The following is a 22,443-nucleotide window of genomic DNA, read 5'->3' as shown; positions in this document are numbered from 1 at the left end:
TTCCGCCACGACTAGAATTTAATCGTGAATCGATCGTCAGGCGAAGTTGACAGTCCGCGTCGGGAGAACGCCACCGTCGAATCCGCTGAGCTACGGTACTGGTCCGGGAACGACCGCTCGGCCGAAATCTCGAGAATGCGAAACGTGACTGGACGACAGGAGTCAGACCGGGCTCAGTTCCTCCCGGTACGCGCCGTGGTAGTCCTCGAAGACCTGCATGATCTCACCCATCGTCGCGTAGGCTTTCACGGCGTCGACCACGTACGGCATTACGTTCTCGTCCGCTTCGATCGCGTCCGACAGCGCCTCGAGCGTCGCGTCGACCTCCTCGTCGTCGCGTTCCTCCTTGACCTCCTCGAGGCGCTCGAGCTGGCGGTCGCGAGTGGTCTCATCGATGTGGAGGATCTCGGGCGAGGTGTCCTCCTCGATCGTGTACTCGTTGACGCCGACGACGACTTCCTCGCCGCGTTCGACGCGTTGCTGGTACTCGTAGCTCGATTCCTGGATCTCGCGCTGGAAGTACCCCTGGTCGATCCCGTCGAGGACGCCGTCGCGGACGGAGCCGTCGCCGTTCTCCTTGATCTCCTCGATGTAGGCCATGATCTCGGCCTCCATCTCGTTGGTGAGTTTCTCGATGGCGAAGCTCCCGCCCATCGGGTCGACGATGTCGGCCGCGCCGGACTCCTCGGCGATGATCTGCTGCGTGCGAAGCGCGACGCGGACCGCCTTCTCGCTGGGGAGCGCGAGCGCCTCGTCGAAGCTGTTGGTGTGAAGCGACTGGGTGCCGCCGAGGACGCCGGCAAGCGCCTGGATGGTCACGCGGACGATGTTGTTCAGCGGCTGCTGGGCCGTCAGCGACTGGCCCGCGGTCTGGGTGTGGAACTTCATCCGCTTTGACTCGGCCTTCTCGGCGCCGTACCAGTCCTCCATGACGCGGGCGTAGATGCGACGGGCGGCGCGGAACTTCGCGATCTCCTCGAAGATGGAGTTGTGGGAGTTGAAGAAGAACGAAAGCAGCGGCGCGAACTCGTCGACGTCGAGGCCGCGCTCGAGACAGTCTTCGACGTAGGCGAACCCGTCAGCGAGGGTGAACGCGGCCTCCTGTGCGGCCGTCGACCCGGCCTCGCGGATGTGGTAGCCCGAGATCGAGACGGGGTGGAACTTCGGCGTCTCCTCGACGGCGAACTCGATCGTGTCGGTGACGATGTCCAGCGAGGGCCGGGGCGGAATCACCCACTCCTTCTGAGCGATGAACTCCTTGAGCATGTCGTTCTGGAGGGTTCCCCGGACCTCCTCGCGGGGGACGCCCTGCTGGTCGGCCAGCGCGATGTACATCGCGTAGATGACCGGCGCGGAGGGGTTGATGGTGAAGGAGGTCGACACCTCGCCGATGTCGATCCCGTCGAACAGGATCTCCATGTCGCGCAGGGTGTCGACGGCAACCCCTTCCTTGCCGACCTCGCCCTCGCTCATCGGGTGGTCGGAGTCGATCCCCATCAGCGACGGCATGTCGAACGCCGTCGAGAGCCCGGTCTGGCCCTCGTCGATCAGGTAGTGGAACCGCTCGTTGGTTTCCTCGGCGGTCCCGAACCCGGCGAACTGCCGCATCGTCCACGTTCGACCGCGGTACATCGTCGGGTACGGTCCCCGCGTGTACGGCGGTTCGCCCGGGAATCCCAGATCCTCCTCGAAGTCCAGGTCCGCGATGTCCGCCGGCGTGTAGAGGCGGTCTACCTCGTGATTCGATACGGTCGCGAACCGATCCTGGCGCTCCCCGTGGGCCTCGAGGACGGGCTCCAGCGTCTCCGCTTCCCACCGTTCCCGTTCCTCGCGGATTCCTTCGAGGTCTCCTTGATCGAACATTGGTAAATACGTGTACGCCGGGTTTCTAAAGTCTTGTGTGGTTACGGGAGAATCCGGGGAAAGACCGACCGACCGTCGAACCTGGCTTTCGAGACAGCCCAGTCTAGCGACTTCCGCCCGATTCGCGGACGTGTCGCGCGATAATCTCTTTCTGGATCTCGGTGGTCCCCTCGTATATCGTCGTGATCTTGGCGTCCCGGTAGTAGCGTTCGACATCGAAGTCGGTCGTGTAGCCGTAGCCGCCGTGGATCTGGACGGCCTCGTTGGCGACTTCGACGGCGGCCTCGCTCGCGAAGTACTTCGCCATGCTGGCGGCCATCGGATCGACCCCGTCCTCGTTCTTCCGGGCGGCGTCGCGGGCAAGCAGCCGCGAGGCCTGGACCTTCGTCTGCATGTCCGCAAGCTTGTGACCGATCGTCTGGTGGTCCGCGATCGGCTGCCCGAACTGCTCGCGCTGTTCGCTGTAGGCGACGGCGTCGTCAAGCGCCGCCTGGGCCAGCCCGACGGCCTGGCTCGCGATGGCGATCCGACCGACCGTCAGGATGGAGAAGGCAGCCTTGAGTCCCCTACCGACCTCTGTCAGGCGGTTCTCCTCCGGAATCCGCACGTCGTCGAAAATCAGCGTCGTCGTGTCGCTGGCTCGCAGGCCGAGTTTGTCCTCCTTCTTGCCGACCTCGAGGCCCTCGGCGTCCTTCGGGACGAGGAACTGGGTGACGGTGTCGGGGTCGTCGCGGTCCGTCTTGGCGAACAGGATCACGACGCCGGCCCGTTTCCCGTTCGTGATCCACTGCTTCTTGCCGTTGATGACGTACTCGCCGTTTTCCTCGTCGAGTCGGGCCTGGGTGCTCATCTCCGCCGGGTTCGACCCGGCCTCGGGCTCCGAGAGGGCGAACGCCCCGACGGGGCGGCCGTCCACCATCTGGGGCAGCCACTCCTCGCGGTGTTGCTCGGAGCCGAACTCGCGGATGCACGACGCCGCCATGCAATGGACCGACAGCGCGGTGGCCAGCGAAAGATCGCCGTACGCCACTTCCTCGTTGGCGATGCTGTAGGTCAGCCGATCGGCATCGAAACCGCCGTACTCCTCGGGGACCGTGAGTCCGGTGAGACCGAGTTCAGCGAGGCCGTCCCAGACCTCCTCGGGGAACTCCTGGTTTTCGTCGGCCTCGTCGACCACGGGGGTGACCTCCTCCGCGACGAACTCCCGGATGCTCTCCCGGACGAGTTCCTGTTCGTCTGAAAGTTCCATACCGGGGTTTCCGGGAGGAGGATAGTAAAGTTGCCGACGGCGTCCGACGCCCTACACGTAGTCGAGGTTGACTTGCGTCACGTTCGCTGCCCGTTCGACGACCTCGCCGATCTCGGCCCGCCGCGACTCGTCGAGTCGACTCTCCGGTCCGCAGAGGCAGATCGCCCCGCGCAGTCGGTCGTCCTTGTCCAGCACCGGCGCGGCGACACAGACCATTCCCGCGATGCGCTCGCCCTCGTCGACCGCGTACCCGCGCTCGCGGACGGCCTCGAGTTGTTCGCGCAGCCGGTCGGGGTCGGTAACGGTCTGGGAGGTCACCGACACGAGGTCACCCTCGAGGAGCGACTCGACCCGCTCCTCGGGCATGTGTGCGAGCATCGCTTTTCCCGGTGCGGTAACGTGTAAGGGCATCCGTGCCCCGGGATACGCGAACAGATTGATGGCGTCGGGTCCCTCTTCGACGGCGAGGATGACGGCCTGGTCGTCCTCCTCGATCAGCAGCGTCGCGTGCTCGCCGGTTTCGGCGGCGACCGTCTCGAGTTGGTCCCGGACGGCCTTGTAGATCTCCAGCCGGTGGCGGTGACGGTGCCCGACCTCGAGAAACCGGGTCGTCGTCCGATACTCCTTGCCCTCCCTGGTCACGTAGCCAGTCGCGACCAGCGTCCGCAGGTAGTCGTGGACGGTACTGACCGGCATCTCGAGGCGTTCGGCCAGTTCGGAAACCCGCCCGCCACCGTTTTCGGCGAGCTCGTCGACGATGGCGAACCCGCGCTCGACCGACCGGTTCGGTGCGTCCGTCATGAAAACGACACGCGTCCACGGGCTAAGAAGTGTTTCGGCTTTGCCGGAAATTTTTCCGATAAAGTCGACTACTCGCGCTTCGAATTCAGGCGGGTGAGAATCGAACCGATCGTCGTTACGGTACAAAGACGCCGAAATCAGCGGTTGGATCGGGACCGAGTCGATTCCGAGCTCGAGCAGTACCGCGTCGCTCGAGTCGGTTCCACGTAATGTTTCCGGACAGGTCGGAGACGCCGATATCGGATATCTCAGTGTATTTGCTGCTCGAAACACTATCGAAGCGCTGGTTATGACTCGAAATCGTATCCGGCATACTCGGATTTCGCTGATCGCACGCGGATTACAACCGTACCTACGTAAGAAAATCACGGTTCATTACCGGTGTAACGAACGAGATCGAGGATCCAGAACGTTTCACTGTTCGTAGCCGATCCAGAACTAACACGAATTAGTTATGTAGTTCTCTTCCGCTTTGTCGGTCGAATACTCCTTTGGAAGCCATTCCCCGTTTCTGATATAGTATATCCCACAATATCAGATAGAGAGTAGATCGTCGGTGTTTTCAGGACGCCAACTATCCCCCTCGAGCGAGTCCATCCAGCCGTGGGCCCAGTAGATACATGATCGTCGTCGCCGCACCCCCAGACATGCTCGAGATCGACCGCCCGGAACGAATCCCGACGGACGACCCCGACGCCTACGACACTGCCCTCGAGTGTCTGCGGCGAGGCATCGAAGCCGCTCGACCCGAAACCCTCGTGAAACGCCGACTCTCGGTCTCGGCGGGGACCCTCTCGGTCACGGACGTCGAGGGCCGTTGCACCGAACACGACCTCGAGGCGTACGACGACGTCGTCCTCGTGGGTGCCGGGAACGCCGCTGGCCACTTCGCCGCGGCGCTCGAGGAGGCGTTCGGCGATCGACTGACGGGCGGTGCGGTGGTCACCGACGACCCGGTCGAGACTTCCGTCGTCGACGTGCTCGAGGGGGACCACCCGGTTCCGAGCCCGACAGGCGTCGAGAGTGCCCGGACGGTCCTCGAGCACGCCCGAAACGCGGGAGCGAACGACCTGGTCGTCGCCGCCATCACCGGCGGCGGCAGCGCGCTGCTTGCGGCTCCGGCCGAGCCGCTGTCGATCGACGACCTCCGTATGGTGACAGAGGAACTGCTCGCCTGCGGTGCCTCGATCGACGAGATCAACGCCGTCCGCAAACACTGCTCGGCGATCAAGGGCGGCCGCCTCGCACGCGTCGCCGCACCGGCGACCGTCCTCACCCTGCCGATCAGCGACGTCGTCGGTGACGATCCGAGCGTGATCGCCAGCGGCCCGACCGTCCCCGATCCTTCGACCTACGCCGACGCGCTCGCGGTCCTCGATCGCTACGACCTCGAGGTCCCCGATTCGGTACGTAAATACCTCGATGGGGGATCGGACGGCGACCACCCCGAGACGCCGACCGCGGACGACTCAGCCTTCGATCGGACGGACGTCAGGATCCTCGGCAACGGTCGGACTGCACTCGAGGCGGCCGCCGACGTCGCGGCCGAACGAGGTTACGAGCCGTTGGTGCTCGCCTCGGGCGTCCGCGGCGAGGCCCGAGAGGCCGCGCTCACCCACGTCGCGATCGCCGAGGAGTGTCGGGAACACGGCTCGCCGGTCGAACCGCCCGCGGTACTTCTCTCGGGAGGCGAAACGACGGTGACCCTCGCCGACGACCACGGCCGGGGCGGCCCCAATCAGGAGTTCGTCCTCGCCGGCGCGCTCGCACTCGATCGTGACGACGGGGGGGTCGTAGTCTCGGCGGTCGACACGGACGGGATCGACGGCGCCACCGACGTCGCGGGGGCGATCGCCGACGCGACGGCGGTCCCCGAGCGGACGGGGAGATCCGCTCTCGAGGGCAACGACGCGCTTTCCGTGCTCGAGGAGGCCGAGGCCGTCGTCCGAACTGGACCGACGGGAACGAACGTCAACGATCTGCGGGCGATCGTGGTCGCCTCCCCGGCCGACTCCGGTCGCAATCGAAAGGGGTGAAAGCGCCTGATTCGACCGCAGCCCCACACATAACCGTTCAAATCTTTCTGCGAAACTATCCGATAGTGTATGAATCTGTCGTCCACACCACCGTCCTGGACGACCGCCGGCCCGTTACGAACGTATCACTGTAAACCCCGAACCTTTTTACTGGCGAGCGACGACCCTCGAGGGTGAGCCAATCCGACGAGGGGTCGAGCGAGACGTGCGGATGCAAGGTCGGGCGCGTCGCAGACCGGTACGGGCTCGCCGACCTCGACGCCGACCTCGTTCGCCGCTGGACCGACGAGACCGACGAGCGATACAGCACCCGCGACCTCGCGGAACACGTGAACAAGCGGGTGCTCGCCGCCGCGCTCGACGATGCCGGACTGGGCTACAAGGACGGCGAAGTGGAGAACACGTACCGGCTGCTGACGGACGACGAGGTCAGCAGCGGGACTCGAGTCCAGACCCGCAAGGAACTCGAGCGCGATGCCGTCCCCGTGGAGGACGTCGAGAGCGACTTCGTCTCCCACCAGACGGTCTACAACCACCTGACGGACTGCCTCGAGGCGTCGCTCGAGAGTCCGAGCGACGAGGAACGGCTCGAGCGAAGCAGGGACAAACTCGGGGCACTGCGGAACCGAACCGCCGCGGTCACCGAGGACACGGTCGAACAGCTCGAGCGCAGCGGCGTGCTCGAGGTCGGCGAGTTCAACGTCCTCGTCAACGTCACGATCACCTGTGAAGATTGCAAGACCCAGTACACGATCAGGGACCTGCTCGACCAGGGCGGGTGCGACTGTCAGTCGACCGGCGAGTGATTCGACGACCGACGTTCGAGTCGTAGCCCTCGAGCCGATCGTCCGTTCCGGATGGATCTGTTCTATTCCAATTATACTAACGAAAGTGGTACTACTGGTAGATCGAGTGAGTACCCGGTCGCGAAACACGACAGCGAACCGATCCCGTCCAAGGACTCGACGACCCGGGTCCCCCGGGACGTCGTCCGAAGGGACGGCCGCCGAGTCATCTCGATCGATGGTCCAGTCACGAACTGCTGGATACGATCGCGATCGCGATCGCCCTCGAGGACAACACCGTCTCACCGCGTTGTACTCGAGGGCGACGACGGGCGACTCGAGGAGGGTGCGTATCGAGTCGAGTCCCTTCGGCGGAGTCGGTCCCGACTGGTCGGCGAGGGAATCCGATCGGGCCGTTCGTGGCGGACGTGGCTACGGGACAGGTCTCGAGCGCAGCCATCGCTCGAGTCGGCGGCGCGTCGTCGGGTACGAAGAGGACGGGATCGCGCGGTCGGGGGCGTATTCGGACGAAGGCGGGCTCCGACGACCGCACGCGCTGGGACCCGCGAGCGGCCGGTCAGGACGGCGATCCGGCGCGATCCTCGAGCCCCTCGCCGGAAGCGGTTCCGTCCCTCATAAACGGGTTCAGGTCGCCGGACGCGGCGGTCGCTGCGAGGGCGCGGCCGCTCCGGACGACGATGCCGCCGAAGCCGACGAGCAGTACAGCCTCGATGTACGTCGAAGCGACTATGGCGACGAAATCCGTCGTGAGTCCGAACGCCTCGCCGAGGAGGCCAGTCACGACGAGCGCCAGCCAGCCCAGCACGACCAAGTTTCGGAGTTTCGCGTACAGCAACTGTCGCTCCCCGCTGGTCGATGAGACCGCTCGCATGAACGGGCCGAACAGCAGGTAGATAGCGACGAGGAGGAGCGCGAACGGGACGATCGCTAGCGCCGAACCGACCGTCCCCTCGACCTGCCAGCTTCCGTAAGTGATCCAGAGGCGCACGACGACGACCGCCAGCAGCGCGGCTGCGAGACGCCGACCGACGCCAGCGACACCCGCCACGACGGTACAGATCACCGACCAGATGACCGTGTAGCCGACGAACCTGGCGAAGTCGGTCCCGGCGCCGGCTGCCATCGATTCGGTGGCCGTCATCGCGACGTACGTGGCCGCCATCGCTCCGGCTGCGACGGCGGCAGCATAGCCATACGAACGACCGGCGGCGGGCAGCCGCCGCGCGGCGAACAAAAAGGCGACCGCTGCGAGCGCGAGGACCGACGTTCCGACGACCAGCGTCTGGATTGCTTCGAACACGCTCAATCACCCCCCGACGGGGCGGCCGTTCGCGCGCCGGATCGGCTGCCGCCGATGGTGAACGAACCGATCAGTTCACGGAGTTCCCGGGCATCGTCCTCGAGGTCCGTCGCGGTCGTCGACACTTCGTCGATCGTCGCGGTCGTCTCCTCGGCTGCGGCGGCGGCCCCTTCGGCCTCGTCGCTCGTCTCCATCGAGACGTCGGCAACGGTGTCGACGATCGTCGCCAGTTCTTCGGCGGCGGTCGCCTGATCGTCGGCTGTCGAGGCGATCTCCTGGATACTGCCGTCGACCTGACCGATCCCGTCGGCGATCGTCTCCTGTTTGGACTCGAGGTCGTCGACCAGCGTCGCCGTGGTTTTCATCTCTTCGTCGACGGTCGCGATCTCGTCGGCCGTCGTCGCTGTCCGCTCGCGGATCGACTCGAGGGTCGCCTCGATGTCGTCGACGGCGTCCATCGTCTCCTCCGCGAGGGACTTGATCTCGTTGGCGACGACGCTGAACCCGTCACCGTCGGCGTTCGCCGTCGCAGCCTCGATCGAGGCGTTCAGTGCCAGCAAGTTCGTCTGGTCCGCGATATCGTCGATCAGGGCGATGATCTCGCCGATCTGTTCGGTCTCGCGCTCGAGTTGCTCGGCCGTCTGCGCGACGGTCTCGGTAGTATCGACCAGCGAGCCGATGTTGTGCGCTGCCTCGGAGGCCATCGCCTGCCCCTCGTCGGCCAGGGTGGCGACCTCCTCGGACTGCTCGGCGATCTCGGAGGTCGTCGCCGCAACCTCCTCGGTCGCCGCCGAGAGGTCACTGACCTCGCTTGCCGCCGCGTCGAGGTCGTCGGTCTGTTCGGCCGCGCCGTCGGCGATCCCCTGGACCGACTCCGCGACGTCCTGGCTCGCGGTCCGGATCTGCTCGCTCGAGGTCTGGAGGTCGGTCGCGACGTCCTCGACGGTCTCGGCCGAGGTCTGGACTTCGGCGACGAGGTCGCCGATCCGGTCGAGCATCTCGTTGAACGAGTCCGCGATCGCCTCGAGCGCTTCGTCCTCGATCTCCGGCTCGAGTCGGCGGTCGAGTTCGCCGTCGGCACAGGCGTCCATCACCTCGGAGAACCGTTCGGCCTCCGCGACGAGCCGTTCGTTCTTGTGCTCGACCTCGCGGCGGGCCTCCTGGACGCGCTGTCGTTCCTCCTCGAGTTCGTCGGCACGGCGTTCGGCCTCCCGCTGGGCCTCCTGGGCGCGTTCCTGTTCGACCTCGAGTTCCTCGAGCGACTCCTCGAGGGAATCCCGCATGTCCGCGACGGAGTCGTAGAGTTGCCCCACTTCGTCGATCCGGCCGGTCTCGAGGTCGACGTCGAACTCGCCGTCCCCGATCCGCTCGGCCCGACCGCCGAGTCGATCGAGGGCGAGTGCGGTGTTGCCCCCGATGACGATCCCGAACAGGCCGAGGTTCATGAAGAAGACGACCAGAAGCCCGGTCACCGCGGCAGTCGCCCGATCGGCAGCCTCGGCCTCCGGCCCCGCGTGAATGTACGTTCCAAAGAGCAGACCAAAGGCAAGCGTCACGACGACGACACAGCCGAGTGCCGCGGCGATTTTCGCGCTGTACCGTCGTCGGACCCTGTTCGGGACGACACTAGCTATGTTCATGCACCTGCACCCCGACCGTTCCCCTATCGGTTACACACATACGATCTGATAATAAGATCGTCATTCCGCCTAAATAACCCTTATTGCCGCTCGAGGGCCGATTCTCTCCCCCGTAATATAGACCCGTCACAGGGGAGCGATAAACTATTGTTTCTGACAACATCGTTCAACGATCCCGGCTCGAGACCACCATGCTCGATCCGGGCCGAACGTCGATCCGGTCGAGTCCCGCCGAGTACGATCGGCTGGGTCCGGTTACAGTCCCGTCGGGACCTCGAAGTACGTCGTCTCGAGGTCGGCGTCCCACCCCTCGACCAGATCCTGCAGCGCCCGGACGCCGAACGTCTCCGTCGCGTAGTGGCCCGCCAGGAAGACGTGGATGCCGGCCTCCCGGGCCTCGTGGTAGACCTTCCCCTTGCCTTCGCCCGTCACCAGCGCGTCGACGCCCGCGTCGACGGCGTCGTCGAGCCAGTCGGTGCCGCTCCCGGTGACGATCGCCACGTCCTCGATCCGTTCGGGGCCGAAGTCGAGCACCTGAACCGACTCGCCGCCGGTCTCGAGTTCGGACTCGAGGCGATCCTGGAGTTTCCCGGGCGAGTAGGCCTCGACTGCGGTTCCGCGCTGGCCGACGTACTCGGGGCCGAGTTCGCCGAACGGGGCACGGTTCTCGAGGCCGAGGACGTCGGCGACCCCCGCGGCGTTGCCCAGGTCCTGGTGGCCGTCCAGCGGGAGGTGAGAGACGTACAGCGCGACGTCGTTCTCGATCAGCGGCGCGAGCCGGTCGTAGGTGCGGCCGGTGACGCGGTCGAAGCCGCCCCACGAGAGCCCGTGATGGACGACGAGGACGTCAGCGTCGGCCTCGATCGCCCGTTCGAACGTCGCCTCGACGCCGTCGACGGCGAAGGCGACGCGGTCGACCTCGAGGTCGTCGGGGCCGACCTGGAGCCCGTTCGCGCTGGCGTCGAGGTCGGCGTAGTCGTCGGTTCGCAGTTCCTCGTCGAGCCGGTCGACGAGTTCGGTGAGTCGGACGGTCATGGGTAGGGAGCACTTGCGGGGCCGGCGGCTTGTAAGCTTGCGATCCGCACCGACACGCAGGCCCTACGAATCGGCCGGCGGCCGAAAACGGAAGTACCACCCGCGACACATCGATTTACTTCCCATCGCGACGAACCCTCGCGCATGCCACGCCGAACGGTCTCCCACGAGGACGGAGCGATCTACGAGTTCACCCCCGATCTCGAGCCGATCGAAACGGTCGAGTCGGGCGCCGAGTTGACGATCGACACCCGCGACAGCCTGGACGGCGCGGTCCAGTCCGAGTCGGACGTCATCGACGCCGTCCCGGACGAGGTCAACGCCGCGACCGGCCCGATCGCCGTCGAAGGGGCCGAACCCGGCGACGTCCTGCGCGTCGAGATCGAAGACGTCCGGGTCACGGAGGACCGCGGCCGCGCGGTCACCATCGACGGCTTCGGCCTGCTCGACGAGTACGACGAGATCGAAGCCCCGCGAACGCGGATCACGCCGGTCGAGGACGGCTCGATCACCTTCGATACTCCCGAGGGGGAACTCGAGGTCCCGATCGAACCCGTCGTCGGGACCATCGGCGTCGCACCCGCCGAGGAGTCGTACACGACGCTGTTCCCACACGACCACGGGGGCAACCTCGACACGACGGAGGTCACCGGCGGAAACACGATCTACTTCCCGGTGTTCCAGGAGGGTGCGATGCTCGCGATGGGCGACTCCAAGGCCGCCATGGCCGACGGCGAGATGTGCGGGACGGGAGCCGAAATCGCGACCGATATCGACGTCACCGTCGAGGTGATCGACGACCCCGCCGTCGAGCTCGAGCGCCCGCTGCTGGAGACCGACGACGCCTGGAAGCCGGTCGCCAGCGCCGACACCCTCGAGGAGGCCTGCCAGCTGGCGAACCGCGACGCGATCGACCTCCTGGCGGCCGAGCACGGCGTCGACGAAACCGACGCCTACATTTTCTCGAGCCTGGTCGGCGGCCTCGAGATCAGCCAGGTGGTCGATCCGCTCGTAACTGTCAAGAACGCGGTTCCCAAGGCGTACCTCTCCGACCCGTTCTGACAGTCGTCAGGTGTTCACGTAGTATGGTAGGAAATCAAACAGCAACGCGTCAATAGCTACTCCAAGGTCGAAGAGGGATTTGAGCTACCCAGTTCGATGACGACCCCTGTCGAACGACCACCCCACGCGTCGCTCCGGACCGCGTTGCGCCGTTAGAGGTCCCGAGCGACCATCTCGCCCCAGCCCTCGAACCCGTGGCGGTCGTAGAACGCCTGTGCGCGGTCGTTCTCCCGGTCGACGTCGAGGACGAGGCGCTCGAGCGGGAGGTTCTGGTCCCGGGCCGCGGCGACGGCGGCGTCCATCAGGTCGTCGGCGACGCCCGTTCCCCTGACCCTCTCGCGGACGTAGATCTCGTTCAGGACGGCCGCGTCCCAGATGTAGGCGTGGGAGTCCGGCAAGAGAAAGACGTAGCCGACCAGGTCGCCCGACCCGTGGTCGTCCGAGTCGTCGACTGCCACCTGGACGCTGCGCTCGTCGCGGTCGACGCAGCGATCGACCCACTCGAGGTAGCCCTCGCGGTAGTCGTCGGTGAGTTTCGCGGTGTACTTTTCGGCCTTCTCCTCGCCGCCGGTTCCGGTTCCGAGCCCGGTCTCGAAGGCCCGCTTCAGGTCCCAGAGGGCGTCGGCATCCGACTCGCGATCGTACGGTCTGACGATCATCAGTATCAGTTAGGTGTGGGTCGCCCGGTAGTGAATAACACTGTCGTTTCGGTCCGTGAGGACGTCCCCCTCGTCCGTCACACGGTGTTTATGTTCGTCGACCGTCGATTTCGGCCTCGATTTCGGCCTCGAGAAAGTGAATTACCGGCGCGTCCGTACAGAGATTACCACCGTGAGAGGAGCGTATCGCGTACCGTTCGACCCGATCGGCAACTGCGATCATCGTCGCCGATCGTTCACTCCGACCGCCACCTCCCGGTCGAATTGCAGATCGTACTCGAGCAGGCAGGGTTGGGGTGTGACGCGTTTCGCCTGCGGATCGTAGTCGACGGCACCGGCGTTCGCCATCGCGGGAAGGTGGACGTGGTGAAGCGAAATCGCGATGGTCTCTACCGTCTCCTCGTCCCTCCCCTCGAGCCCGCACTCGCGGGCCGCGATCGCCGAGGCGAGGGGCTCGAGGTCGACTGCCTCCCGGCGGCCGGCCAGCAGGTCGAGCGTCATTCTGCGGCGTCGCGGGGCGAGCAAGTAGTGATACTCCCGTTCGGAGAGGGCTTCCGATTCGGCGTCGGCGTCCGTCGGCGGGCGGTGGTGCGTGGACTCGGACATGAGTGGATGTCGCGAACGCGGTCGCGTGTCGCTGCCAGTACAGAGACTCCGTGGAAGCGTAAGCAGAAGGTGACACAAATTAGGTCCAGCCACCGCTCCGGTGGGGACTGACCGTGAGAATGCCCCACGGTATCCCGGTCTAAAGGCCGATTCAGGCACTCTCCGCCGATATTTCCGCCGGCGGAGTCTTCATGCGTCTGGAGCACGTTCGACGGGTATGACCGGCGGAACAGAATCGCTGACCGCCCCCCTGAGCGAGACGCTCGCCGTGTTCGATGGCAGCGGCGTGCCCCACACGACGACGGAAGTGGCCGACCGACTGGACCTCGGCCGGCGTAGCACTTACAGTCGGCTCGAGCGCCTGGTCGATCGCGGCGAACTCGAGACGAAGAAAGTCGGCGCGAGCGCGCGGGTGTGGTGGCGACCGCGGGCGACGGCGGACGAGGCGAACCGTGGAGGTGAGCGCGGACGGGAGCGGGAAGGGGACCGAGAGCGACGCCTCGAACGCCACCGCGAGCAACTGGTCGCGCTCAACAACCTCAACGGCATCGTGCAAGACGTCACGGAAGCGGTCATCGAGCGACCGACCCGGGAGGAGATCGAGCGGATCCTCTGTGAACGGCTCGCCGCGGCGGAGTCCTACGAATTCGCCTGGGTCGGCGACGTCGACGTCGGCACGCAGACCGTGAATATGCGAGCCGAGGCCGACACGGACGGCTACCTCGAGGAGGTCTCCATTTCGGTCGATCCGGACGACGAACACGGCGAAGGTCCGACGGGACGGGCGCTCCGAACCGAAGAACCCCAGACGACACAGGACATCCAGAACGACCCCCGCTACGAACCCTGGCGCGACGTCGCCGAAGCGTACGGCTTCCGCTCGTCGGCGGCGATCCCCATCGTCCACGAGGACACGGTCTACGGGGTGTTGAACGTCTATGCCGATCGCCCACGTGCCTTCGAGGGCGACGAAGGCGCGGTGATCAGCCAGCTAGGCGAGATCGTCGGCCACGCGATCGTCGCCGCCGAACGCAAGCAAGCGCTGATGGCCGACGAGGTCGTCGAACTCGAGTTCCGCATCCACGACGTGTACGAAACACTCGCGGTCGGCGCCGCCGATGAAGCGGACCGATCGGACGGGTTCGTCGCACTCGAGCATACGCTTCCCATCGAGGACGAGGAGTACCTCGTCTACGGGACCGCTGCCACGGAGTCGACCGAGCGGCTACGAGGGCTCGTCGCGGAGCTGCCCCACTGGACGGACGTGACGTTCCGGGCCGAGGACGACGGACCGGTCCCGTTCGAACTCCGGCTCTCCGAGCCGCCGGTGCTGTCGGCGGTCGCCTCGGTCGGGGGATCCGTCGAACGCGCGGTCTTCGAAAACGGGGACTTCCGGATGACGCTTCACCTCTCGCCCAGCGTCGAGGTCAGGACCGTCATCGACGCCGTTCAGTCGACGTATCCCACCGCGGAGATGGTCGCACGCCGACAGATCACGCGGAACGAGGACGAACCCGAGCAGGTCCGACAGACGGTGACGACGGAACTTACCGAGCGCCAGCGGACGGTCCTCGAGGCCGCGTATCATGCGGGCCTGTTCGAGTGGCCCCGGAACGCGACCGGCGAGGAGGTCGCCGACTCGCTCGAGATCGCCGCGCCGACGTTCCACCAGCACCTCCGGAAAGCCCAGGGGAAGGTGTTCGACGCGCTGCTGTAGCTCGGGTCGAGAAAGTCGCGAAAGGGTCGAGAACGTACTGCGCTGGATCGGACCCGCCTTACTCGTCGTCCGAAGCCCCAGCAGCGGCCGCGTTCGCGTAGACGTACTCCCGGAGGAGCTTGCCCGCGAGCGATGCGGCCTGTCCCTCGTCGCGGTCGTTGACCTCCACGACGTCGAACCCGGTCGCCCGGGGTGCGACCTCGCGAACCACGTCGCGCATCTCGCGGGGTTCGAGCCCGAACGGCTCCATCGTCCCGGTGCCGGGCGCGTAGGCCGGGTCCGCGCCGTCGATATCGACGCTCAGGTAGACCTCGCGGTCCTCGAGTCGGTCGCCGAACGTGAAGTCAGCGACGTCTTCGGGCGGGACCACGGTAACGTCGTCGGCGTCGGCCCGGTCCCACTCGGCTTCGCTGCCCGTCCGTGCGCCCAGCACGATCGCTTCCTCGACGGACTCCTCCTCGAGGATCCGGCGGGTCACGCAGGCATGCGAGAGGTCGTTCCCGTCGTAGTCGTCGCGCAGGTCGAGGTGGGCGTCGAGACAGACGAACACCTCGGGTTCGACCGCGCGAACGCCCGCCAGCGAGACGGTGTGTTCGCCGCCCAAAAGCAGGGGGACGGCGTCGTCCCAGACGATATCGCGCAGGGTTCCCTCGAGCCACTCGAGGTAGTCGGAAACGTCGTCCCACGCACGGACGTCGCCGTGATCGGCGACGCCGAGGTCGGAAAAGTACTGGTCCGTTCGCCGGTCGTAATCGTCGAACGTCTCCGCGAACGTGCGGATGCGTCGGGGACCGAAGCGGGTCCCCGGCTGAAAGGTCGTCGTGGCGTCCAGGGGCGCACCGACGACCACGAAGTTCACGTCTCCACGGTCGGCAGCGTCGCCTGCCGTGTCGCTCCCCCCGCGTTCGTCAGTCGCCCCGGGAAACATTAGACGATCTTTCGCTGGTCTTCCATCTCGAGGTACTCGATGTTCTCGTCCGGCGAGGGGTCGGCGTCCTCGGGAACGCGCATCGTGATCGTCTCGTAGGTCTCGAGGTCCATGATCTGCATGTCGTCGCCGTCGACGGAGACGACCTGGCCCTGTTTGCGCTCGATGATCGGGACCCAGATCTTCGCGTCGACGGGCTGGGAGAGCGAGCGCTTCTTCCCGTCGAAGACGCCTTCGGCCTCGATACGGGCCTTGGCACTGCCGTGTTTGCCGGGCTTTGCCGTGGAGTAGGAGTTGATCTTACATGGCGCGTCGTCGATCATCACGTAGCTGCCTTCCTGGAGATCGCGAACTTCGGTTTGCTGTTTCGCCATGTCCCGGGGTAATCAACCGACGGTCATAAACCGTTTGGAATACGCTCCCGCCGGATTCAGCCCGTTAACAGGTCACTCGGCCGGACGGAGGCTCGGGGGCGAGGAGCGGAAACGAAATCGTCACGCCCGTTCGTGACGAACGCTCACGGGAGATGGTCGACGGCGGAATAGAGGCTGGTACGCTCGTACTCACCGGAATCGCGGCGGTCGTCCTGCTCGGAACGGCCGCCTGGTACTGGGGACGGTCGGCCCCGTTCGGCGAACTCGAGGCTGTCCTCGAGTCCCGGCTCACGGAGACCCTTCCGGCGGGCCGGGGAACCCACCTCGAGCGCCCGCCGCGAGTTCGGCGGATCGATGTGCTCGACCGGGACGAACACGGCGAACGATCGGTCGCAGTCGCACCCGTCGTCCAGGTCGACCTCGAAACGACCGACACGCCGGGGATGGAACTGGTCTTCGACTACGTCGCGGCCGTCCTCGAGGCGATCCACCCGGAACTCGAGGACCACGAGGCCCCCGTCGCCCGCTACGACGTCGAGTTCTCCGTCGGCCCCGACGGCCTGCTCGTCGATGGCGAGCGTCGCCGGGTGACCGTCCCGCCCGCATTCGCGGACCGCCTGCTCGAAGAGGAGACGTATCGCGCGTTCGACTTGCGGCGGGAGCTGGAGCGAAACGACGAGGCCAACGGTACCGCGACGGTCTGGGGAGAGCCCCGACAGTAGCCTCCACGGTTCGCCGTACCCACGGGCGAATTCGACGGGGACACCGGACATGTCCCTCGAGAAGACTTATCCTGCGACCGTCCGAACGCACCCGACGATGCCCTCCAGACGTGCCCTGCTGGCGACCTGCGCGAGCACCGGTGCGAGCGCGGTCCTCGCCGGCTGTAGCGACCTCCGCGGCGGATCGGAGCCGGACGTCGACGCCGCGTGGCCCCAGCGTGGCCGGGACGGCACACGAACCGGCACTCGGTCGAGCGGTCCCGCACCGCCGCTTACCGACGCGTGGACCTACGACGGCGACGCGGGCTTCGGCGGTATCGACTGTTCGCCGGTCCTCGCCGACGGGCGCGTGTACCTCGCTTACACGGCGGATAGAAGCGACGAGCGCGCCGCCGTCGTCGACGCGATCGACGCGGCGACCGGCGAGCGCCGGTGGTCGACGACCGCCGCCACGACCGCCGAACCGATCCAGCGAACCCACGCCTACGCGGACTCGCTTGCGGTCGCCGGCGACGCCGTCTTGCTCCAGACCGCGACCGGGCTCGTCGCCCTCGAGGTCGAGGACGGAAGCGAGCGCTGGCACGTCGACAACGTCGGCGACGGACAGCTCGGCTCGACGCCCGTCCACCCCGGCGTCGGCGACGGGGTCGTCTTCGCCGGCTACTACCGCCACGGGCGATCCGAGAGCCGGCCCCTGATCTACGCGATCGACCTCGAGGAGGGGGCCGAACGCTTCCGCTTCGAAATCGACTGGGACGAACGGCTCGTCTACGCGCCTGCCGTCCGGGACGGAGTCGTCTACGCGGCAGTCGCCGGCGGCGGAGTGAAAGCGATCGACGCCGCCGACGGGACCGAACGCTGGAGCGAGCGTCTTCCCGTCTACGGCGTCCCCGCGGTCACCGGGGAGTCCGTATTCGTCGGCGTGGACGGCGATCCGAGCGGCGTCGTCGCCCTGTCGACCGACACGGGCGAGCGCCGGTGGTCGCGGACGGACGGCTCGGAATCGACCGTCCCGTTCGGGGTCGCCGTCGCCGACGGGACGGTCTACTACGCGGCGATGGATCGGCTCGTCGCTCGAGACGCGGCAACCGGCGAGCGACGCTGGACGACCGGCGGCCAGGGGTCGGAACGAATCTTCTACGGGGCACCGGTCGTCGGCGGCGATTACCTGTACGGGACCGGCAGTTCCCTGTTCGCCGCCGACAGGGCGACGGGCGAACTCCAGTGGCAGGGACCGGACGGCTGGACGGTCGGTTCGCCGGCGCTCGCGGACGACCTGCTCTACGTCTCGCTCGAGCACGGCACGCTCGCGGCGCTTTCCGAGTGCCGGACCGAACTGTTCGGCCGCTGTCTCCGCTGATCGCCGCGAGAGGAGCTACCCGTCCGAGAGCACGCGCTCGACTCGCTCGAGTCCCTCCTCGAGTTCGTCGGTGGGAAGACCGAACCCGATCCGGAACCGATCGGGGTGGCCGAAGAACTCGCCGGGCGCGAGGACGACGCTCTCCTCCTCGAGGACGGTCCGACAGAACGCCTTGCCGTTCTCGAAGCCGTCCGGCACCGTCACGAACCCGTTGACGCCGACGGGGTCGTACCACTCGAGACCGTGACGCTCGAGGAACTCGGCCGTGATCTCGTGGTTCCGCGCGACGAGTTCGCGGTTCTCCGCGAGGATCGCGTCGCTCTCCGCTATGGCCTGTCTCGCGACGTGCTGGCCGAAGAGCCCGGGCGAGATGGTCGTGTAGTCCTTCCACCGACAGGCGGCGTCGACGACCGCCCGATCACCGGCGAGCCAGCCGAAGCGCAGCCCCGCCAGACCGTACGATTTCGAGAGACTGGCCGTCGAGAGCCCGTGAGGACCCATGCTCGCGACCGGCGGCAGGGGATCCTCGGCGAGGAGACGATACACCTCGTCACAGAGCAGGTACGCGTCGTTGTCCGCGGCGAGGTCGTACAGCGCCTCGACCGTCTCGAGCGGGTGGTACCGTCCCGTCGGGTTGTTCGGGTTGTTCAGGACGATCAGCCGCGTTTCGGGCCGGATAGCGTCGGCGACCGCATCGGGGTCGAGCTCCCAGGTCGGCGGCTCGAGCGGGACCCGCGTCACGTCCCCGAGGGAGTCGGGAACGGCGTGTAGTGCCTGGTAGGTCGGGGTGACGACGACCGCGTGGGCGTCGCTCCCGGGCGCACTCGAGGTCTCGAGGCCGGGCGGCGACTCGCCGCCGAGCACGGAGAAGAAGGCGAGGAAGTTCGCCTCCTGGGCGCCGCTGGTACAGACGACCTCCTCGGTCCCGCGGTCGTACCGCCGGCCGATTTCGGCCCGGAGATCCGGGTCGCCGTCCGTCGGGATCACGTACCCCAGTTTGCCGGGATCGGTGTCGAACCGATCCGCGGGGAGGCTACGAACGCCGCTCTCGGCCAGCATGATGTCGGCCTCGTGTTCGTACTCCGCGAACCACCGCTCGAGGTCGAACTCGTCGATCTGCATGCCTCACGGTTCGGGTGCAAGTACCTAAACCTCGTCCGATGGGAGCCCCGGGTGGAGCCGTGTGTGCTTCGGTGGTCACGGACGTCACGGACGTTGCTCGTGAGTCGATCCGACGGCCGGGTAGGGAGTGGGTTCGAGGTCGCGTCGGGCGGGGAACCCGACGACGTCCCGATCAAGCCGTGGTTTTCGATGCCGGTAAAAGCGGAGCGGGCGCCCGGGCCGACGGCAGTTCTCGGGGGCGACCGGTCGACCGACCGACGGCGAGCGCGCCGCCGCCGGCGTTGGGGCACAGGTTCTTATCGGCGTCCGTTGACACGGGATACCATGACGCGAATTCCGGTGACGGTGGTCAGCGGTACCCTGGGGGCGGGGAAGACGACGCTCGTCAACCACCTGCTGTCGAACGAACGGGGACTCGAGGTCGCGGTGATCGTCAACGACATGGGCGAGGTGAACGTCGACGCGGATCTCATCGCCCGCGAGAACGAGGCGGAGGGGATCGTCGACCTCTCGAACGGCTGTATCTGCTGTCGGCTGCAGGGGGACCTCCTCTCCGAGGCCGACCGCCTCGCGCGGGTACGTGACTTCGACTACCTGCTGGTCGAGGCCTCGGGGATCAGCGAACCGATCCCGATCGCGCGGGTGTTCACGGAGGGGACCGAGGAGTCGTCGATCGACCCGACGGAGCGGTTCCGACTGGACACGATGGTGACCGTCCTCGACACCTACGGCTTCTGGAAGGAGTTCGACGCGGGGGAGTCGCTTCCGGGGGACGCCGACTCCGATCCCGAACGTCCGCTCGGCGAGGTGCTCGTCGAGGGAATCGAGTTCTGCGACGTGTTGCTGCTGAACAAGTGCGACATGGTGCCCGACGACGTCCTCGAGGAGATCGAGGCGGTCGTGGCCGAACTCCAGCCGACCGCCGAGCGGATCCGCACGACGTACTCGGCCGTCGACCCCGAGCGCGTGCTGGATACGGGGCGGTTCGACTTCGAGGCGGCGAAGCGTTCGCCGGGCTGGAAGCGCCGCCTCGCGGGGCATGCTCACGGTGAGGGACGTGATCACGACCACGACCACGACCACGAACCGTCCCCCGCGGAACGCCACGGCGTGACCTCGTTCGTCTACACCGCCGACCGGCCCTTCCACCCCGAGCGAGTCGGTGCCTGGCTCGAGGAGTGGAACGGCTCGATCGTCCGCGCGAAGGGGGTCTGCGACGTCGCCGGGCGGGACGAGGTGATCGGGCTCAGCCAGGCCGGCCCGTCGGTGCAGGCCGGCCCGATCGGCGAGTGGGCGCCGGAGGACGACCGCCGGACGCGGCTGGTCTTCATCGGTCGCGGCATGGATGAGGACGGGATCCGCGAGGAACTGGACACGTGCCTGACCGAGCCCGACGGGGTACCGGCGGACGCGGCCGACCCGTTCCCAATCTGAGACGGCGACGCCAGCCGGCACGGCCCGCCGGTTTTCCCTCGAGTCGGGCGCTGACGAGGGTACCCGGCCTGCCCCTCACAGCGCCAGTTCGTCCTTGAGATCGTCCCACGAGTCGTGGAAACCGTGGGTCGACTCGGTGGTCGCGTCGGCGGCCATCGCCTCCTGGTAGACGTCGTCGTACTCGAGGAGGGTGGCCCAGCCGTCGCGCTCTCGGTAGGTACAGTAGATGCACATCAGCGCACGGTTACTTCGACGGCCCGGCGCTAAGCGTTTGCGATCGTTCTACGGGGGCAAGCCGTCCATTCAAGTCCGCTACCCGCCTAGGGCGGCCATGGATCGACCCCTGAACGGTGGGTACGTCCGCAGTCCGAACGATTCCGTCGCCCGCGGCTGCACGCACTGCGACTGGTACGCCGTCGATGATTCCTACCCTGCACTGATCCGACGTTACCAGGACCACCTCCGCGCCGAACACCCCCGGGCGTGGCTCCGAACCTGACTCCCGGTCGCGTCGACCGAAAAAACGAGGGATCGCCGCTTACGGCTCGAGCAGGACTTTCGTCACGCCCTCCTCGCGCTCGTCGAACTTCTCGTACATCTCCGGGGCCTCCTCGAGACTGACCCGGTGGGAGACGACCCAGCTCGGGTCCGCACGGCCCTCGATGATCATGTCGCGGAGGTACCGATTGTACGACTTGACGTTACACTGGCCGGTGCCGAGCTTCTGGCCCTTCTCGAAGAGTTTCCCGAAGTCGATGCCCAGTCGACCCTGGGCGGCCATCTCGTCCGGCGCGCCGGGGTCCTCGGGGACGTACAGCCCAGGGATCCCGAGTTCGCCGGTCGGCCGGACCACGCGGATGAGGTTGTTGATGACCACCGCCGGATTCTCCTTGGCGGGGTCGTACGCGTAGTCTTCGGTGTCCTCGTCGACGTCCTTCGGGTCGGTCGCCTGGTAGCCGACCGCGTCGACCCCCTTGTCGACCTCGCCGCCGTGTTCGTCGATGATCTGCTCGACGGGGTCGCCCTCCCGGAAGTCGATCGTTCGCGCGTCGCAGTGTTTCTGGGCCAGCTCGAGTCGCGACGGTACCTGGTCGACGACGTAGATCTCCGAGGCGCCCTGGAGCTTCGCGCTGTAGGCCGCCATCAGCCCTACTGGACCGCCGCCGAAGACGGCGATCGATTCGCCGGGCTGGAGGTTCGCCAGCCGGGTCCCGTGCCAGCCCGTCGGGAAGATGTCCGCCAGCAGCGAGAATGCGTCCTCGTGGGTCCGTCCCTCCGGGAGTTTCAGTGCGTTGTGGTCGGCGTACGGGACGCGCAGTTTCTCGGCCTGTCCACCCGGGTACGGTCCCATCGCAACGTAGCCGTAGGCGCCGCCGGCGAACCCCGGGTTGACGTTGGTACAGAAGCCGGTGTATCCCTCTTCACAGTTCTGACAGAACCCGCAGGAGACGTTGAACGGCATGACGACGCGGTCGCCCTCCTCGAGCGTCGAGACCGCGTCGCCGGTCTCTGAGACGACCCCCATGTTCTCGTGGCCGAAGACGATCCCCGGCTCGGCGGCCGTCCGCCCCTCGTACATGTGCAGGTCCGACCCACAGATACACGACGTCGTGATGTCGACGATCACGTCGTTCGGGTGTTCGATCTCCGGTTCGTCTACTTCCTCGACGGCGACGTCGTACTCGCCTTGGTATACCACTGCTTTCATTGACATATGTGGTCACCACCC

Annotated in this window: 20 protein-coding genes; 7 read left to right on the top strand and 13 right to left on the bottom strand. The window is 66.6% G+C overall.

Annotated elements, in window-relative coordinates:
- Positions 1–162: 162 nt before the first annotated feature.
- The 3 genes from CHINAEXTREME_RS08340 to CHINAEXTREME_RS08330 form a co-directional block, all read right to left on the bottom strand.
- Positions 163–1,863: an acyl-CoA mutase large subunit family protein gene (locus CHINAEXTREME_RS08340; protein ID WP_007140003.1), complete on the bottom strand. Its 1,701-nt coding sequence runs from the start codon at positions 1,861–1,863 to the stop codon at positions 163–165.
- Between the two features lie 103 nt (positions 1,864–1,966).
- A complete protein-coding gene (locus CHINAEXTREME_RS08335; protein ID WP_007140004.1) occupies positions 1,967–3,112 on the bottom strand; it encodes an acyl-CoA dehydrogenase family protein in 1,146 nt (381 codons plus the stop codon).
- Between the two features lie 51 nt (positions 3,113–3,163).
- Positions 3,164–3,913, bottom strand: a complete 750-nt coding sequence (locus tag CHINAEXTREME_RS08330; protein ID WP_007140005.1) for an IclR family transcriptional regulator — start codon at positions 3,911–3,913, stop codon at positions 3,164–3,166.
- 620 nt (positions 3,914–4,533) lie between these two features.
- Here CHINAEXTREME_RS08330 and CHINAEXTREME_RS08325 point away from each other — a divergent pair.
- Positions 4,534–5,949, top strand: coding sequence for a glycerate kinase type-2 family protein (locus CHINAEXTREME_RS08325; protein ID WP_007140006.1), 1,416 nt, complete (start codon positions 4,534–4,536; stop codon positions 5,947–5,949).
- Positions 5,950–6,122: 173 nt separating this feature from the next.
- Positions 6,123–6,755: a rod-determining factor RdfA gene (gene rdfA / locus CHINAEXTREME_RS08320; RefSeq protein ID WP_007140007.1), complete on the top strand. Its 633-nt coding sequence runs from the start codon at positions 6,123–6,125 to the stop codon at positions 6,753–6,755.
- Between the two features lie 556 nt (positions 6,756–7,311).
- Here the strand turns inward: rdfA and CHINAEXTREME_RS08315 are convergent.
- From CHINAEXTREME_RS08315 to CHINAEXTREME_RS08305, 3 genes are all read right to left on the bottom strand, one after another.
- Complete coding sequence (locus CHINAEXTREME_RS08315; protein ID WP_238593374.1) at positions 7,312–8,055, bottom strand: bacteriorhodopsin; 744 nt, start codon at positions 8,053–8,055, stop codon at positions 7,312–7,314.
- Between the two features lie 2 nt (positions 8,056–8,057).
- Positions 8,058–9,695, bottom strand: a complete 1,638-nt coding sequence (locus CHINAEXTREME_RS08310) for a methyl-accepting chemotaxis protein (RefSeq protein WP_007140009.1) — start codon at positions 9,693–9,695, stop codon at positions 8,058–8,060.
- Between the two features lie 255 nt (positions 9,696–9,950).
- A complete protein-coding gene (locus tag CHINAEXTREME_RS08305; RefSeq protein ID WP_007140010.1) occupies positions 9,951–10,730 on the bottom strand; it encodes a Nif3-like dinuclear metal center hexameric protein in 780 nt (259 codons plus the stop codon).
- A 144-nt stretch (positions 10,731–10,874) separates the two neighbouring features.
- Here CHINAEXTREME_RS08305 and CHINAEXTREME_RS08300 point away from each other — a divergent pair, with 144 nt between their 5' ends.
- The gene (locus CHINAEXTREME_RS08300) at positions 10,875–11,792 is read left to right on the top strand and encodes an acetamidase/formamidase family protein (RefSeq protein WP_007140011.1); all 918 of its coding nucleotides are present in this window, start codon (positions 10,875–10,877) and stop codon (positions 11,790–11,792) included.
- Positions 11,793–11,944: 152 nt separating this feature from the next.
- Here the strand turns inward: CHINAEXTREME_RS08300 and CHINAEXTREME_RS08295 are convergent, their stop codons facing one another.
- Together CHINAEXTREME_RS08295 and CHINAEXTREME_RS08290 are read right to left on the bottom strand one after the other, a co-directional pair.
- Positions 11,945–12,451, bottom strand: a complete 507-nt coding sequence (locus CHINAEXTREME_RS08295) for a GNAT family N-acetyltransferase (RefSeq protein WP_007140012.1) — start codon at positions 12,449–12,451, stop codon at positions 11,945–11,947.
- 219 nt (positions 12,452–12,670) lie between these two features.
- A complete protein-coding gene (locus tag CHINAEXTREME_RS08290; protein ID WP_007140013.1) occupies positions 12,671–13,057 on the bottom strand; it encodes a DUF7344 domain-containing protein in 387 nt (128 codons plus the stop codon).
- A 217-nt stretch (positions 13,058–13,274) separates the two neighbouring features.
- Here CHINAEXTREME_RS08290 and CHINAEXTREME_RS08285 point away from each other — a divergent pair, with 217 nt between their 5' ends.
- The gene (locus CHINAEXTREME_RS08285; protein WP_007140014.1) at positions 13,275–14,774 is read left to right on the top strand and encodes a bacterio-opsin activator domain-containing protein; all 1,500 of its coding nucleotides are present in this window, start codon (positions 13,275–13,277) and stop codon (positions 14,772–14,774) included.
- 58 nt (positions 14,775–14,832) lie between these two features.
- Here the strand turns inward: CHINAEXTREME_RS08285 and speB are convergent, their stop codons facing one another.
- Positions 14,833–15,702 carry an agmatinase gene (gene speB, locus CHINAEXTREME_RS08280; RefSeq protein ID WP_007140015.1) on the bottom strand — a complete coding sequence of 290 codons (870 nt, stop codon included), beginning with the start codon at positions 15,700–15,702 and terminating at the stop codon, positions 14,833–14,835.
- Positions 15,702–16,076 (bottom strand): translation initiation factor IF-5A, encoded by a 375-nt coding sequence (locus CHINAEXTREME_RS08275; protein ID WP_007140016.1) that lies wholly within the window; start codon positions 16,074–16,076, stop codon positions 15,702–15,704. Before CHINAEXTREME_RS08275 ends, speB begins: the two co-directional genes overlap by 1 nt.
- 152 nt (positions 16,077–16,228) lie before the next feature.
- Here CHINAEXTREME_RS08275 and CHINAEXTREME_RS08270 point away from each other — a divergent pair, with 152 nt between their 5' ends.
- Both CHINAEXTREME_RS08270 and CHINAEXTREME_RS08265 read left to right on the top strand, forming a co-directional pair.
- A complete protein-coding gene (locus CHINAEXTREME_RS08270) occupies positions 16,229–16,798 on the top strand; it encodes a hypothetical protein (RefSeq protein WP_007140017.1) in 570 nt (189 codons plus the stop codon).
- A 97-nt stretch (positions 16,799–16,895) separates the two neighbouring features.
- Positions 16,896–18,158 carry a PQQ-binding-like beta-propeller repeat protein gene (locus CHINAEXTREME_RS08265; protein WP_029601525.1) on the top strand — a complete coding sequence of 421 codons (1,263 nt, stop codon included), beginning with the start codon at positions 16,896–16,898 and terminating at the stop codon, positions 18,156–18,158.
- Between the two features lie 15 nt (positions 18,159–18,173).
- On the opposite strand, the gene CHINAEXTREME_RS08260 is transcribed toward CHINAEXTREME_RS08265, so the two are convergent.
- Complete coding sequence (locus tag CHINAEXTREME_RS08260; protein WP_007140019.1) at positions 18,174–19,280, bottom strand: aminotransferase class I/II-fold pyridoxal phosphate-dependent enzyme; 1,107 nt, start codon at positions 19,278–19,280, stop codon at positions 18,174–18,176.
- Positions 19,281–19,604: 324 nt separating this feature from the next.
- Here CHINAEXTREME_RS08260 and CHINAEXTREME_RS08255 point away from each other — a divergent pair, with 324 nt between their 5' ends.
- A complete protein-coding gene (locus tag CHINAEXTREME_RS08255; RefSeq protein WP_007140020.1) occupies positions 19,605–20,714 on the top strand; it encodes a CobW family GTP-binding protein in 1,110 nt (369 codons plus the stop codon).
- A gap of 75 nt (positions 20,715–20,789) precedes the next feature.
- Here CHINAEXTREME_RS08255 and CHINAEXTREME_RS21825 read toward each other — a convergent pair whose 3' ends face one another.
- Positions 20,790–20,948: a hypothetical protein gene (locus CHINAEXTREME_RS21825; RefSeq protein WP_007140021.1), complete on the bottom strand. Its 159-nt coding sequence runs from the start codon at positions 20,946–20,948 to the stop codon at positions 20,790–20,792.
- Positions 20,949–21,252: 304 nt separating this feature from the next.
- The gene (locus tag CHINAEXTREME_RS08250; RefSeq protein ID WP_007140023.1) at positions 21,253–22,422 is read right to left on the bottom strand and encodes a glutathione-independent formaldehyde dehydrogenase; all 1,170 of its coding nucleotides are present in this window, start codon (positions 22,420–22,422) and stop codon (positions 21,253–21,255) included.
- Positions 22,423–22,443: the final 21 nt, after the last annotated feature.

Origin of the sequence: Halobiforma lacisalsi AJ5, assembly GCF_000226975.2 — an archaeon.
In the GTDB taxonomy this organism is placed as follows: Archaea; Halobacteriota; Halobacteria; order Halobacteriales; family Natrialbaceae; genus Natronobacterium; species Natronobacterium lacisalsi.
This window is presented reverse-complemented; position numbering and strand designations above follow the sequence as displayed.

Excerpts from the sequence above, each read along its gene's own strand:
- CHINAEXTREME_RS08330 (WP_007140005.1), bottom strand. The coding sequence starts at position 3,913 with ATGACGGACGCACCGAACCGGTCGGTCGAGCGCGGGTTCGCCATCGTC.
- CHINAEXTREME_RS08265 (WP_029601525.1), top strand. The coding sequence starts at position 16,896 with ATGCCCTCCAGACGTGCCCTGCTGGCGACCTGCGCGAGCACCGGTGCG.
- CHINAEXTREME_RS08275 (WP_007140016.1), bottom strand. The coding sequence starts at position 16,076 with ATGGCGAAACAGCAAACCGAAGTTCGCGATCTCCAGGAAGGCAGCTAC.
- CHINAEXTREME_RS08310 (WP_007140009.1), bottom strand. The coding sequence starts at position 9,695 with ATGAACATAGCTAGTGTCGTCCCGAACAGGGTCCGACGACGGTACAGC.
- CHINAEXTREME_RS08295 (WP_007140012.1), bottom strand. The coding sequence starts at position 12,451 with ATGATCGTCAGACCGTACGATCGCGAGTCGGATGCCGACGCCCTCTGG.
- speB (WP_007140015.1), bottom strand. The coding sequence starts at position 15,702 with ATGTTTCCCGGGGCGACTGACGAACGCGGGGGGAGCGACACGGCAGGC.
- CHINAEXTREME_RS08260 (WP_007140019.1), bottom strand. The coding sequence starts at position 19,280 with ATGCAGATCGACGAGTTCGACCTCGAGCGGTGGTTCGCGGAGTACGAA.
- CHINAEXTREME_RS08325 (WP_007140006.1), top strand. The coding sequence starts at position 4,534 with ATGATCGTCGTCGCCGCACCCCCAGACATGCTCGAGATCGACCGCCCG.
- CHINAEXTREME_RS08335 (WP_007140004.1), bottom strand. The coding sequence starts at position 3,112 with ATGGAACTTTCAGACGAACAGGAACTCGTCCGGGAGAGCATCCGGGAG.
- CHINAEXTREME_RS08285 (WP_007140014.1), top strand. The coding sequence starts at position 13,275 with ATGACCGGCGGAACAGAATCGCTGACCGCCCCCCTGAGCGAGACGCTC.
- CHINAEXTREME_RS08305 (WP_007140010.1), bottom strand. The coding sequence starts at position 10,730 with ATGACCGTCCGACTCACCGAACTCGTCGACCGGCTCGACGAGGAACTG.
- CHINAEXTREME_RS08340 (WP_007140003.1), bottom strand. The coding sequence starts at position 1,863 with ATGTTCGATCAAGGAGACCTCGAAGGAATCCGCGAGGAACGGGAACGG.
- CHINAEXTREME_RS08270 (WP_007140017.1), top strand. The coding sequence starts at position 16,229 with ATGGTCGACGGCGGAATAGAGGCTGGTACGCTCGTACTCACCGGAATC.
- CHINAEXTREME_RS08255 (WP_007140020.1), top strand. The coding sequence starts at position 19,605 with ATGACGCGAATTCCGGTGACGGTGGTCAGCGGTACCCTGGGGGCGGGG.
- CHINAEXTREME_RS08300 (WP_007140011.1), top strand. The coding sequence starts at position 10,875 with ATGCCACGCCGAACGGTCTCCCACGAGGACGGAGCGATCTACGAGTTC.
- CHINAEXTREME_RS21825 (WP_007140021.1), bottom strand. The coding sequence starts at position 20,948 with ATGTGCATCTACTGTACCTACCGAGAGCGCGACGGCTGGGCCACCCTC.
- CHINAEXTREME_RS08290 (WP_007140013.1), bottom strand. The coding sequence starts at position 13,057 with ATGTCCGAGTCCACGCACCACCGCCCGCCGACGGACGCCGACGCCGAA.
- CHINAEXTREME_RS08250 (WP_007140023.1), bottom strand. The coding sequence starts at position 22,422 with ATGAAAGCAGTGGTATACCAAGGCGAGTACGACGTCGCCGTCGAGGAA.